The organism is Nocardioides psychrotolerans (assembly GCF_900113685.1).
GTDB classification, from domain to species: Bacteria; Actinomycetota; Actinomycetes; order Propionibacteriales; family Nocardioidaceae; genus Nocardioides; species Nocardioides psychrotolerans.
The window spans coordinates 1-12814 of sequence record NZ_FOQG01000022.1 but is presented as its reverse complement, the minus strand read 5'-3'; the positions used below and the strand labels follow the sequence as shown (position 1 = coordinate 12814).

The window sequence follows — 12814 nt, the reverse complement described above, 5'->3', positions numbered from 1 at the left end:
AGGGAACGACGGTGACAGCAATGTCTACCGGCGCTGGCATGCTTGCGCACACCGTGCACTACGCACTGGTCGTGGGAGGGCTGCTCACGTTGGCCGTGGTGCTGCTCCCGCACGCCCTCGGCCGGTTCCGCGCCGAGCCGGTCGTCCCCCGCGACCACCACGACCTGCGGGTCCTCGCGCTGCGCCACGCGGTCGCCTCCGGCACCCTCACCCTGCCACGCACGACGGTTCCATCCCCGCGCTCGCGGCGCTCGCCCGCTCACGAGCACGGCGGCGTCCTGCCCGGAGCCCTACGGCTTGCCTGCCTCGCCAGCGGCGCCGCGGCCGCCATCCACGCCGCGGCCGGTCCCCACCACCTCGCCGAGCACCCCCTCTTCGGCCTGTTCTTCACCCTGGCCGCGCTCGGGCAGCTGACCTGGGCGGCGCTGGTCACCACGTGGTGCACCCCGCGCCTGCTGGTCGCAGGCATCGTCGGGAACAGCGCGATCCTCGCCCTGTGGCTGACCACCCGCGTGTGGGGGCTCCCGGGCGGACTGATGCCGACCCCCGAGGCCGTCGGCCCGTGGGACCTGGCCTGTGCCGGCTGGGAGCTGCTCGTGGTCGGCACGTGCGTGCACCTGCTCGGCGCCGGGCGCCGTCGACCGGAAGGAACCTCATGACCTGGCAGATCGGCCTGGTGGCCAACACGGTCATCGCGTTCGCCTACCTGCTCATCGCGTTGGCCATCGTCGTCCCGCTGGCGCGCAGCAACCAGCTGCGCACCAACCCGCTCGGTGCCGCGACCGCCGCCATCTTCTTCACCTGCGCGGTGCACCACGGCAGCCACCCGGTGCACATGCTGCTGCCGTCTCTGGGCCTCGCCGACGAACAGGGCCTGGCCATGCGCGCCGCCTGGAGCTGGCCGCTGGCGATCTGGGACATCGTCGGAGCCGCCGTCGCGGTCTACTACTGGACGTTGCGTCGCAACTATTCCTCGCTCATGCAGGGCGCCCAGCTCTTCGAGGACCTGCGCCAGCGGGAGCAACAGGCCCTCGAGCTCAACGACAGCGTCCTCCAGGGCCTCGTCGTCGCCAAGATGGCGCTCGACCTCGACGACACCGTGAAGGCCAACGCGGCCCTGACGACCTCGATCGACAGCGCCAGCCGCATCATCACCAACCTGCTCGGCAGCGAGCACTTCGCCATCCAGCTGCTCCGCAGCGCCCCGGCCGACCTTCCCCCCGAAAGGCCTTCACCATGAGCGCACTCGCCACCACCCGGCCACGACGCGTCGTGATCATCGACGACACCCCCGACCTGCGCGAGCTCCTGAGGCTCGCGCTGACGCGGGGCGGCTTCGAGGTGGTCGCCGAGGCCGGCGACGGGCGTGAGGGCATCGAGGTCGTCCGGGCCCACCGTCCCGACGTGATCCTGCTCGACCTGGCGATGCCGGTGATGGACGGCATCGAGGCACTGCCGACGATCCGTCGCCTGTGCCCCACGGCCAAGATCGTCGTGCTCTCCGGCTTCGGCGCCCAGCAGATGTCGGCCCGGGCCGTCGCCGCCGGGGCCGACGGCTACGTCCAGAAGGGCGCTCCTCTCACCACGATCCTCGACTACGTCCGTGACATCGCCTCGGGTGAATCCCGCAAGCCCGCCCGGACGCTGTCCGTGGTCCCCAGCAGCAGCCGCGCCGTCCAGGCCGAGACCCTGGCAGAGAGGCCCACCATGTCAACGAAGGCCACCGTCCCGGAAGCCCCGCCCGGCGCCCAGGCGCCCGTCGAATCTCGCGCGCACATCTCGGCCTGGGAGGCGATGGAGCTCGCGCCCTACGGCATCATCGAGCTGGCCGACGAGCCGCTCTTCCGCATCATGCACGCCAACGGCATGGCGCTGCGGCTGCTCGGAGCCGCCTCGATCGGCATGCCGCTGAGCATGACGGCGGCCGAGCTCTCCCAGCTCGTCTCCTTCCACCGCCTCGACTCCGACGCGTCGTTCGAGGTCGACGTCGACGGCGGCCGCGTGCGGGCGACGCTCCGGCGTACGGGCTGGTCGGTGCTGGTCTACCTCGACTCCGGTGCCGAGGACGTCGGCCTCCTGCGGCGGGCGATCGCGACCACGGCCCACGAGATCCGCGGCCCGGTCGCGGTGATCTGCGGCATCGCCGAGACGATGGGCTGGGAGTCGGCCGAGATCAACGACGCCCAGCGCGACCGGTTGATGGGCTCGGTCGCGCGGCAGGCGCGGATCCTCGACTCGATCACCGCCGACCTGCTCACCGCGGCCCAGATCCAGCGCGGGACGCTGCGCATCGACATGCAGGTCGTCGACCCGCGCACGATCATCGAGGGCGCGATCGCCGACCGCTACGACGTGGAGGTCTCCGTCGAGGACACCCGCTCGGTGCGCGCGGACCCGCTGCGCTTCGAGCAGATGCTCACCAACCTCCTCAGCAACGCCCACAAGTACGGCGCGGCGCCGTACTCGATCCACGTGCGCGCCGAGGAAGAGCTGGTGTGCATCGACGTCGTCGACCACGGCGAGGGGGTGCCCGAGGAGTTCACCGACCGGCTCTTCCAGGAGTTCGCGCGCGCGAATGACGCCGTCGCCAGCGGCACCGGCCTCGGGCTCTACGTCGTGAAGACCCTCGCCCGTGCGCAGAACGGCGAGGTCGGCCACGCGGGCGGCACCCACGACGGCTCGGTGTTCACCATCAAGCTGCTCGCCTGCTGAGCCCTCGGTCCGGAGCACTCACCCCGGGGCGGGGTCGCGCGGGTCGGCGACCTCGGGTGGCACGCCGTGCTCGGGGAAGGCCGCCACCGCGAGCGTCTCCTCCTCGACCAGGCAGGTCTTGCAGAAGTCCTCGCCGAACGGGGTCAGGTGGATGCTGCGGCGCACGACCTTGGCGAACTTCACCGAGTGCATCGCCGCGAGCACGTCGGGCTGAGCCTCGACGACCTGGTAGGGCATGGGATCACGCAGCGCCTCCCGGGAGAACCACACCAGGCCGAGGCGGAAGAGGTTGTTGAGGTAGGCCGGCACCTGGTCGACGTACCTGACCCCGGAGCGGGCGCCGATCATCGTCAGGCCGGGCGCGATCAGCTGGCTGCTCACCATCCCGATGGGGCCGCCGGTGCGGACGTCGACGCTGGGCTGCGGACCGCCGGTGAGGAGCAGCATCAGGATCCGCGCCTCGTCGGGGGCGAGCTCGGTGAGGATCCGCTCGTAGGCCGGGTGACCCTCGTCGGTGTTCCACACGTCGCGGGAGCGGTCGAGCAGCTGCTGGCCGAGCTCGCGCAGGCTGGCCTGCGGTGGGCCCGACGACACGACGTGACCGTTGGCGGTCTCGGTGCTGCTGGCCTCGACCAGTCCGCCGAGGGACTCACTCGCCGACATCAGCGCCTTCGCGACGGGGGTGCCGGAGGAGACCGAGCGGGCCAGGTCGCCCACGACGACCATGGCCTTGCTGGCATCACGGGCCAGCGAGGCGGCCTCGTCGGGGTGCGTGACCGCCCTGCCGACGCGCAGCCACGCCCTGGCGGAGGTCTTCACCCCCCACTCGGTCGTGTGCAGTGCGGCGTAGGCCGCGACCCGGGCGAGCCCGGGCAGCGACTCCCCTGCCGAGGTCCAGACGTCGGCGGTGAGGTCCTCAGCAGTGCCCTCCTCCGGGGTGCCGTCGTGGCGGCTGTCGGTCACGAGCCGACCCCGAAGATCCACAGGTGCAGGAAGCCGCCGGCCAGGCCCATGATCGCCCCGTGTGCGTAGAGCATCCACTCATCCTCCTTGATGGCCGAGCGCATCATGTCGACGAAGTCGGCAGGAGGGAGCTCCTTGGTGCGGCGCGCGATGAGCACCCGGATCTTCTCGGCCTGCCGGGCGCTGAAGACCGGGTCCTTGAACGGCGTGAGCGTGCGGCCGACCGCCTCCCGGGCGACGGAGTCACGGATGGTGTCGAAGCGGGTGGCGCCGACCGCGACCCGCACGGCACCGCGCAGCGGTCCGGCGGCCTTGTCGATCGCGGGGCGTAGAGCGGTGGCCAACATCTGGCGAGTCCGGTCACCCCGCGGACCGTCGAGCAGGAAGTCGCCGATGCGCTCGAGGGTGATGACGTCCTCGGCGATGATCTGGGCGTAGACCTCGGCCGCCTGGTCCTGGCGGCGCAGGAAGAGCCCGTGGACCTTGATGCCGAGGATCCGCCGGGGCTCCGTCGGCTCGAAGATCAGCCACATGCCCAGCGCGTTGGTCAGCCAGCCGACGACCACGCCAAGGACCGGCAGCAGCCAGGCCTGGTGGAAGATGCTGTCGACGACGGCGACCGGGATGCCGAGCAGGAAGCCGAAGATGAAGCCGAACCACACCATCAGGTTGAGCTCGCGTTGACCGAAGTCGCGGAAGATCCGCACCACCAGGGCGGGGTTCTTCTGGAAGTGGTCGATCACCATGATCTTGGGGTCGAGCAGCTGGTCGATGTGGATGCCGATCTCGGTCGTCACCCGGGTGACGACGGCCGGCAGCTGGGCCTGGACCCGCTCGACGACAGCGTCGCGCACGGGGCGCGGCAGGTCGCGCCACAACCGCGGGTGCTCGCGCAGCATGACCTCGTCGACGAGCTGCGGGATCTCGGGCCGGAAGACGGTGACGATGTGCTCGGCGATCTGGTCGGGTTCGAGCTGCTGGTAGAACTCCGAGGGAGTGCCGAGCTTGGCGATCGCCTTGTCGACGGCGATGGAGCCCATCTTGGCTGCCCGCGCGGGCACGATGCCCTGCCAGCCGATGCCGCCCTGGAGGACGCCCGGCACCTCCTGGATCTTGCGCGGCAGGACCGTCGCGAGCTCGCGCATCCCGGGGATCGTGATGCCGCGGAACTTCACGGGGCTGAAGAGCATCCACAGGCCCGACCAGTTGATCAGGAAGCCGATGACGCCGGTGAAGACCGGGATGGACACGAACGCGACCCAGTGGATGTCACCAGCCCAGTCGCTGAACCAGTCCACACTGCACCCCGTCCAGCACGCGTCGACGCAAGCCCTCCCCATGAGGGCCTGGAGGCCGAGAGTAGTGCCTGGTGTCGCATCACGGACCGGATCTCACCAGCGGTCTGGACGTGACGTCGGCGACGTCGATGCAGGTCAGCGGCCCACCAGCGCCGTCAGGCGCGGCGCAGCAGGTAGACGTCCATCACCCAGCCGGCCTCCGCGGCCGCCGCCGCGCGCGCGGCACTGATCTCCGGCAGCACCGCCCCGAGCCGGCCCGCGACCAGCCGCTCCCCCGGCGCGCCGAGGTTGGCGCCCCACCACACGTCCCACGTGTCGGGGTCGAGCAGCGCGCACACGAGCCGGCCGTCGAGTAGCACGACGAGGTTGTCGTGCCCGGCCGCGACGTCCTCGAGCAGCCGACGACCGGTCGTGAAGAGCACGGGCCGGCCCACCTCGTGCAGCACGAGCCGGTGGCGCGCCGCCAGCAGCTGGGGCGCGCTGACGCCGGGGACCACGTCGTAGGAGAAGGGGACGCGGCCACGTTCGGCGACCTGCTCGACGATGCGGATCGTGGAGTCGTAGAACGCCGGGTCGCCCCAGACGAGGAAGGCGGCATCGCCGTCGCGCTCGAGCAGCACCCGTTCGTACGCCGCGGCGCGGGCGTCGTGCCAGTCGCGCACCGCACCTGGGTAGTCGACCGGGGCGTCGCGGTCACGGGGCGGGTCGGGCACCGCGACCAGCGGCACGCCCAGGTCGCGGCACAGCGCGCGACGTGCCTCGAGCAGAGGGTCCTCGTCGGACTTCTGCGCGGCGATGACGTAGTCGACACCGCGGATCGCCGTCTCGGCCTCCGCCGTGAGGTGCTCGACACCCATGCCGATGCCGACGATCCGGACCCTCCTCACCACTCCTCCTTCACCGGCGCGTCATCGGTCCTCGAGGTCGCCCTCGAGGTCGAGGTAGACCTGCTGCATGGCAGCGAGCACGTCGGCGTCGGGTTCGGCCCAGAGCCCCCGGTCGACGGCCTCGTGGAGCTTCTCGACGATGCCGCGCAGGGCCCACGGGTTCGACGTGCGCATGAAGGCCTGGTTGGTCTCGTCGAGGACGTACTCCTGGGCGAGCGCCTCGTACATCCAGTCGTGCAGCACGCCGGTCGTGACGTCGAAGCCGAAGAGGTAGTCGACGGTGGCGGCGAGCTCGAAGGCGCCCTTGTAGCCGTGGCGCTGCATCGCGCCGATCCAGCGTGGGTTGACGACGCGGGCGCGGAAGACCCGGTTGGTCTCCTCCTGCAGCGTGCGGGTGCGCACGGCGTCGGGTGTCGTGGAGTCGCCGACGTAGGCCTGCGGGTCCGAGCCGGTGAGCGCCCGGACGGTCGCGATCATGCCGCCGTGGTATTGGAAGTAGTCGTCGGAGTCGGCGATGTCGTGCTCACGGGTGTCGATGTTCTTCGCCGCCACCTTGATGCGCCGGTAGTTCGTGCGCATGTCGTCGGGCGCCGCGACGCCGGCGAGGTCGCGACCGTAGGCGAAGCCGCCCCAGGCCGTGTAGACCTCGGCGAGGTCCTGGTCGTCGTGCCACGAGCCGTTCTCGACGACCTGGAGGATGCCGGCGCCGTAGGAACCGGGCATCGAACCGAAGATCCGCGTCGTCGCGCGACGCTCGTCGCCGTGCTCGGCCAGGTCGGCCTGGGCGTGCGCGCGCACGAAGTTGCGGTCGTGGGGCTCGTCGAGGTCGGCGACCATCCGCACGGCGTCGTCGAGCATCGTCAGCACGTGGGGGAAGGCGTCGCGGAAGAAGCCCGAGATGCGCACGGTGACGTCGATCCGGGGCCGGCCCAGCTCGTCGAGGGGCACGACGGTCAGCTCGCCGACGCGACGTGACGCCTCGTCCCACTGGGGCCGCACGCCGAGCAGGGCGAGCACCTCGGCGATGTCGTCGCCCGACGTGCGCATCGCCGAGGTGCCCCACACGCTGATGCCCACGGACTCGGGATAGGTGCCGGTGTCGTCGAGGTAGCGCTGGACCAGCGAGTCGGCCATCGCGACCCCGGTCTGCCAGGCCAGGCGCGACGGGACCGCTCGCGGGTCGACGGTGTAGAAGTTGCGTCCGGTCGGGAGCACGTTGACAAGCCCGCGCAGGGGTGACCCGCTCGGGCCTGCGGGGATGAAGCCGCCGTCGAGCGCGTGCAGGACGGCGTCGAGCTCGTCGGTGGTCCGCGCAAGCCTCGGCACCACCTGGGTCGCCGCGAACTCCAGCACCCGCTGCACCTCGGGGTCGTCGTGGGCGGTGGCCGCGGCAGCCGGGTCCCAGTCGGCATCCTCCATGCGCTGCACGAGCGCTTGCGCCCGCTGCTCGACCTCGTCGACGGTGGTCGTGGCCTCTGCGCCCTCCTTGAGCCCGAGCGCGGCCCGCAGCCCGGGGACCGCTGCGGTCTCGCCTCCCCAGACCTGCGAGGCGCGCAGGATGGCCAGCACCAGGTTGACCCGGGCCTCGCCTGCCGGAGCCTGGCCCAGGACGTGCAGGCCGTCGCGGATCTGGGCGTCCTTGATCTCGCAGAGCCAGCCGTCGACGTGGAGGATGAACTCGTCGAACTCTGCGTCATCTGGTTGCTCGTCGAGGCCGAGGTCGCGGTGTATCTCCGCGGCGTGCATCAGCTGCCAGATCTCACCCCGGATCGCGGGCAGCTTGGCCGGGTCCATCGCGGCGATGTTGGCGTGCTCGTCGAGGAGCTGCTCGAGGCGGGCGATGTCGCCGTAGGACTCGGCGCGCGCCATCGGCGGGATCAGGTGGTCGACGATCGTCGCGTGGGCCCGGCGCTTGGCCTGCGCACCCTCGCCCGGGTCGTTGACGAGGAAGGGGTAGATCAGCGGCAGGCTGCCGATCGCGGCGTCGGTGGCGCAGGACGCCGAGAGGGCGGCGTTCTTGCCGGGCAGCCACTCCATCGAGCCGTGCTTGCCGAGGTGGACGACCGCGTGCGCGCCGAAGCCACCCTCGTCGGTCCCGGCGGCGAGCCAGCGGTAGGCCGCGAGGTAGTGGTGGCTCGGCGCGAGGTCGGGGTCGTGGTAGATCGCGACCGGGTTCTCCCCGAAGCCACGCGGCGGCTGGATCAGCAGCACCACGTTGCCGGCCTGGATGGTTGCGAGCACGATCTCGTTCGCATCGTTGACGAACAGCGTGCCGGGCGCCGGGCCCCACGCCTCGACCATCTCCTCGCGCAGGGACGTCGGCAGGTCGGCGGTCCAGCGCTCGTAGTGCGCCGCGGGGATCCGCACGTGGGCCTCGGTGAGCTGCGCGCTGGTCAGCCACTCCTGGTCCTGGCCGCCCGCCGCGATCAGGGCGTGGATCAAGGTGTCGCCGGCCACCGTGTCGTCCACCTCGTCGAGCCCGGGCACGTCGCCCGGGACGCCGACGTCGTAGCCCGCGTCGCGCAGCCGTCGCAGCAGCCGGATCGTGGAGACGGGGGTGTCGAGACCGACGGCGTTGCCGACGCGGGAGTGCTTGGTGGGGTAGGCGGAGAGCATCAGCGCGACCTTGCGCTCGGCCGCTGGGACGTGGCGCAGCCGTGCGTGGTTGACCGCGATCCCGGCCACCCGGGCGCACCGCTCGGCGTCGGCCGCATAGCGAGGCAGCCCGGCGGGATCGTCGGGGTCGATCTCCTTGAAGGAGAACGGCGCGGTGATGATGCGTCCGTCGAACTCCGGGATCGCGATCTGGCTGGCCGAGTCGAGCGGGGTCACCCCCTCGTCCGAGGCTTCCCACTCCTCGCGGCTGCTGGTGAGGCAGAGCCCTTGCAGGACAGGGATGTCGAGGGCTGCGAGCCGCTCGACGTCCCACGACTCGTCGTCCTCCCCCGCGCTCGCGGTCGCCGGCTTGCTGCCGCCTGCGGCGAGGACGGTCACCACGAGGGCGTCCAGCGTGCCGAGCTCGTCGTACAGCTCGTCGGGGGCAGCGCGCAGGGAGCCGGCGAAGATCGGTACGCCGACCCCGCGGCCGGTCGCGTCGACGGCGTCGGCCAACGCGTGGGCGAAGGCGGTGTTGCCGCTGGCCTGGTGGGCGCGGTAGATGAGGATCCCCACGCGGGGCAGGTCTCCCGCGACCGGCGGGCGCTCCAGGAGTCCCCAGTCGGGAAGCGCGGCCGGCGGCTCGAACCCCTCACCCGTGAGCAGCACGGTGTCGGAGAGGAACGCGTGCAGCTGGGCCAGGTTGGCCGGGCCGCCTTCGGCGAGGTAGCGGTGCGCCTCCGCCGCCGTGCCGACCGGCACGGTCGAGAGCTCCATCAGCTCCGCGCTCGGGGTCTGCTCACCACCGAGCACGACCATGGGCATGCCGGTCCGGCGGATCCGGGCGAAGCCGGAGCAGAGGTCCTGGGGCGAGCCGAGGATGCGGCCGAGGACCAGGTCGGCGCCCTCGATGGTCTCGGCCATCGACTGGTGGCCGGGCCGTGAGGGGTTGGCCCAGACGTAGTCGGCGCCGGAGGCCCGGGCGGAGAGGAGGTCGGTGTCGGAGGTCGACAGCAGTGCGATGCGCATGGTTTCTCCCGGGGTTCTCGCCCCTGTAGGTGGAGGTCCCGTGGCCAGTGTCTGGCTGTGCCCTGACGGGCATCACAGTGGCGGAACCGCCCCGGGGTCTCACCGGGTTCCTGCGCCACGAGACGTGTGCCGTCACCCTAGGGCACGGCGGATCCGGGTCACGACGACCAACGACGCGACCAGCCCGACGGCGACGAGGGCGCCGACGGAGGCGGTCGTCGCGGGCCAGGCACCGGCGCGCCAGCTCAGGCCGACGAGGGCACCGAAGATGCTCGAGCCGACGTAGTAGGAGCAGACGTAGAGCGCACTGGCCTGGCTCGCGTGGCGGCCACCGACCACCGGCGCCCAGCCGCTGGCGACCGAGTGGGCGCCGAAGAACCCGGCAGTCAGGACGAGCAGGCCGAGCACGACGAGCGCGAGGTGGTCGGGCAGCGTCAGCGCGAGACCGGCACCCATGACCACGACGGAGCCGAGAAGCACGCGCCCGCGACCGACGAGGTCGGCCGCACGGCCCGCGAGGGCGGACGAGGCCGTGCCGGAGAGATAGGTGACGAACACCAGGCCGACCACGGCGACCGGCAGCGAGAAGGGCGCGGTCGTGAGCCGGAAGGCCAGGTAGTTGTAGGTCGCGACGAACCCGCCCATGAGCACGAACGGGATCAGCAGCACCGCGAGCATCGCCGGGTCGGTCAGGAGGTCGCGGTAGGCGCGGGGGCGGGCGCGCGTCTCGCCGGCGTCGTACGACGTGGCCGTGCCGGCGGGCAGCAGACGCCAGAAGCCGGCGGTGGCGGCCAGCGCAGCGAGGCCGAGCGCGGCCATGGCCCAGCGCCACGACGACACGTCGACGACCCCCGAGGTGATGAGCCGACCACCGACGCCGCCGAGGGAGTTGCCGGCGACGTAGAGGCCCATCGCGGTCGCGAGGCCCGACGGGTGGACCTCCACCCCGACGTGTCCCATGGCGACACCGACGACCGCGGCGAGCGCCGCCCCGGTCAGGGCCCGGAGGACGAGGAGGACGGCGAAGGTCGGCGCGACGGCGCAGGCGAGCGTGAGCACGGCCGCGACCAGGAGCGCGACGCCCATGGTGCGGGGGCGTCCCCAGCGTTGGCCGAGGGCCGTGGCCGGCACGACGAGCAGGGCCAGCAGGCCGGTGCACACCGACAGCGTAAGACTGGCGGTGGTGGGCCCGACGTCGAAGGCCTCGCTGAGCTCGGGCAGGAGGGGCTGCGTGGTGTAGAGCATCCCGAAGGCCGCCAGCCCGGCCAGGCCCATGGCCAGGTTGAGGCGGCGGAAGCCGGGAGTGCCCGGGCGGTGGAGAGGCCGCTGGAGCCGAGTCTCGCTGGTGCTCATCACCTCCAGAATGCCACCGCGGCGGGCATGAGCGAGAATCACGCCATGGCGTTCACCCGAGGCTTCACCGGCAAGCGTCGCGGCGACCGGGCGACGCGCGGGGACCGGCTCCCGCCCGGGCAGTACGACTCCGGCGAGGACTGGCCCACGCTCACCGCCGAGGCGACGCCGCGACTGACGCCCGAGGACTGGTCGATCACCGTCGACGGCCTCGTGGAGGAGCAGCGCACGTGGTCCTGGTCGGAGGCGCACGCGCTGCCCGGGTCGACGTACGCCGGAGACATCCACTGCGTCACGACCTGGTCGAAGTTCGACATGACCTTCACCGGCGTGAGCGTCGACACCCTTCTGGACGCCGCGCGCCCGCGACCCGAGGCGGCCTACGTGATGGCGCACTCCTCGACCGGCTACACCACCAACCTGCCGCTGGAGGACCTGCGCGGTGGCCGGGCGTGGATCGTGTGGGAGGTCGGCGGCACGCCGCTGTCGGTGCCGCACGGCGGTCCGGTCCGGCTGCTGGTGCCGCACCTCTACTTCTGGAAGTCGGCCAAGTGGGTCTCGCGGCTGGAGCTGATGGACCGGGACCGGCCGGGGTTCTGGGAGGCCAACGGCTACCACGACCGCGGCGACCCGTGGTTGGAGCAGCGCTACCAGGGCGACCCGTGAGCGCTGGTCCTGCTGCGCCGACCGGGGTCTGGACGACAGGGCGGCTGATGGAGGTCACGCGCGACTCCGAGAAGCTGGTGCGGCTGCGCTTCGAGGTCGCTGACCGGGTCGACCACCTGCCGGGACAGCACTACGTGCTGCGGCTGCGCGCCGAGGACGGCTACACCGCCCAGCGGTCCTACTCGATCGCCTCCGACCCGGCCGATCCCCTGCTGGAGCTGATGATCGAGTGCCTGCCTGACGGCGAGGTGTCGGGCTTCATGCACGCCGAGGCGCGCGTGGGCGACGAGTTCGAGCTGCGCGGCCCGATCGGCGGCTGGTTCACCTGGGCCGGCGACGTGCCCGCGCTCTGCCTCGCCGGCGGCTCCGGCGTCGTGCCTGTCGTGGCGATGATGCGCCACGCCCGCCGCCTCGGTGTCGAGCACCTCCTGCGCGTCGTGGTCGTCGCCCGCACCCTGCCCGAGCTGCCCTACGACGACGAGCTCGTCGGGCGCGCCGACATGATCGCCCTGACCCGGGAGAACCTCGGCAGCCGCGTCGCCGCTCCGCCCTACCCAGACGAGCTGGTCGACCTGGTCGAGGGAGTCCAACGCGCCTACGTCTGCGGCTCGGTCGGCTTCGCGTCCTTCGCCCAACGTGTCCTCGGTGAGGCCGGGATGCGCGCCGACGCAATCAGGGTCGAGCAGTTCGGCGCCTCAGGCTAGCCCTGCGCCCACCCGGCGACCGACAGCGTGAGGAACACCCCGACGGTGCGGCTGCCCAGCACCTCGACAGCCGCGGCCCGGACCTGCTCGGCGCGCTCCTGCCGGTCGACCCCCCGGCTCTCGATCAACGTCGACCGCACCTCGATCACCACATCGAGGCCTGGTGCGTCGAAGGGACTCCGCCCCCGGAAGCGCAGCTCGACGTCCCCCGGCTGCAGGTCGTGGTCGTAGGGCTCCTCCGGACACTCCACCGCCAGCGACACCTCGTGGGGCAGCAGCTCGGCCAGGCGTCGCAGCGCGTCGTCCTCGATGTCGCTGGCGTAGGTCACCTCGACGATCGGCATGCCGCACCGTAGCCCGCGCCGGGCTGGGCCGGTCGGACTCGGCTGGGCTGGGCTGGGCTGGGCTGGGCTGGGCCGCGGCCGCGGCGAGACCGCGCGAGCCGGGAAGCGCCCCAGAGCGGGAGGTCTCGACACTCCCGACCAGCTCCCGCCGCTGGGCGAGCAACGAGCGCACGTCGAGACCACGTGAGCCGACCCGTGACCCCAGCTCAAGGGGCCGGAAGATATCTCGAAGAAAGTTTCGTTTGTCATCTCATCAGGTGGGA

The 12814-nt window shown here is 71.9% G+C and carries 11 protein-coding genes and 1 riboswitch; of the genes, 5 read left to right on the top strand and 6 right to left on the bottom strand.

The window, feature by feature from the left end; translation table 11 throughout:
* Positions 1-38: 38 nt before the first annotated feature.
* From BM204_RS19555 to BM204_RS19545, 3 genes are read left to right on the top strand one after another with little or no spacing between them, the layout of a single operon-like run.
* The gene (locus BM204_RS19555; protein ID WP_091116941.1) at positions 39-659 is read left to right on the top strand and encodes a hypothetical protein; all 621 of its coding nucleotides are present in this window, start codon (positions 39-41) and stop codon (positions 657-659) included.
* On the top strand, positions 656-1240 hold the full coding sequence (locus tag BM204_RS19550; RefSeq protein ID WP_091116938.1) for a hypothetical protein: 585 nt from the start codon (positions 656-658) through the stop codon (positions 1238-1240). The genes BM204_RS19555 and BM204_RS19550 overlap by 4 nt, the downstream gene beginning before the upstream one ends.
* The gene (locus BM204_RS19545) at positions 1237-2712 is read left to right on the top strand and encodes an ATP-binding response regulator (RefSeq protein WP_091116937.1); all 1476 of its coding nucleotides are present in this window, start codon (positions 1237-1239) and stop codon (positions 2710-2712) included. Before BM204_RS19550 ends, BM204_RS19545 begins: the two co-directional genes overlap by 4 nt.
* An 18-nt stretch (positions 2713-2730) precedes the next feature.
* On the opposite strand, the gene BM204_RS23025 is transcribed toward BM204_RS19545, so the two are convergent.
* From BM204_RS23025 to BM204_RS19520, 5 genes are all read right to left on the bottom strand, one after another.
* Complete coding sequence (locus BM204_RS23025; protein WP_218031336.1) at positions 2731-3675, bottom strand: Abi-alpha family protein; 945 nt, start codon at positions 3673-3675, stop codon at positions 2731-2733.
* On the bottom strand, positions 3672-4973 hold the full coding sequence (locus tag BM204_RS19535) for a DUF445 domain-containing protein (protein WP_246166485.1): 1302 nt from the start codon (positions 4971-4973) through the stop codon (positions 3672-3674). Before BM204_RS19535 ends, BM204_RS23025 begins: the two co-directional genes overlap by 4 nt.
* Before the next feature lie 155 nt (positions 4974-5128).
* Entirely contained in the window at positions 5129-5860 is a 732-nt protein-coding gene (gene cobF, locus BM204_RS19530; RefSeq protein WP_246166483.1) for a precorrin-6A synthase (deacetylating), read from the bottom strand.
* 21 nt (positions 5861-5881) lie between these two features.
* Positions 5882-9484, bottom strand: a complete 3603-nt coding sequence (locus BM204_RS19525; RefSeq protein WP_091116932.1) for a cobaltochelatase subunit CobN — start codon at positions 9482-9484, stop codon at positions 5882-5884.
* Positions 9485-9509: 25 nt separating this feature from the next.
* A riboswitch (cobalamin riboswitch) is annotated at positions 9510-9639 on the bottom strand.
* Entirely contained in the window at positions 9617-10837 is a 1221-nt protein-coding gene (locus BM204_RS19520) for an MFS transporter (protein WP_091116930.1), read from the bottom strand. It overlaps the preceding riboswitch by 23 nt.
* A 45-nt stretch (positions 10838-10882) precedes the next feature.
* Between BM204_RS19520 and BM204_RS19515 the strand changes: the two genes are divergently transcribed.
* Positions 10883-11503, top strand: a complete 621-nt coding sequence (locus BM204_RS19515) for a sulfite oxidase-like oxidoreductase (protein WP_091116927.1) — start codon at positions 10883-10885, stop codon at positions 11501-11503.
* A 47-nt stretch (positions 11504-11550) separates the two neighbouring features.
* Positions 11551-12207 carry an FAD-binding oxidoreductase gene (locus tag BM204_RS19510; RefSeq protein ID WP_091116926.1) on the top strand — a complete coding sequence of 219 codons (657 nt, stop codon included), beginning with the start codon at positions 11551-11553 and terminating at the stop codon, positions 12205-12207.
* Here the strand turns inward: BM204_RS19510 and BM204_RS19505 are convergent.
* Entirely contained in the window at positions 12204-12551 is a 348-nt protein-coding gene (locus BM204_RS19505) for a hypothetical protein (protein WP_091116923.1), read from the bottom strand. The genes BM204_RS19510 and BM204_RS19505 overlap by 4 nt on opposite strands.
* Positions 12552-12814: the final 263 nt, after the last annotated feature.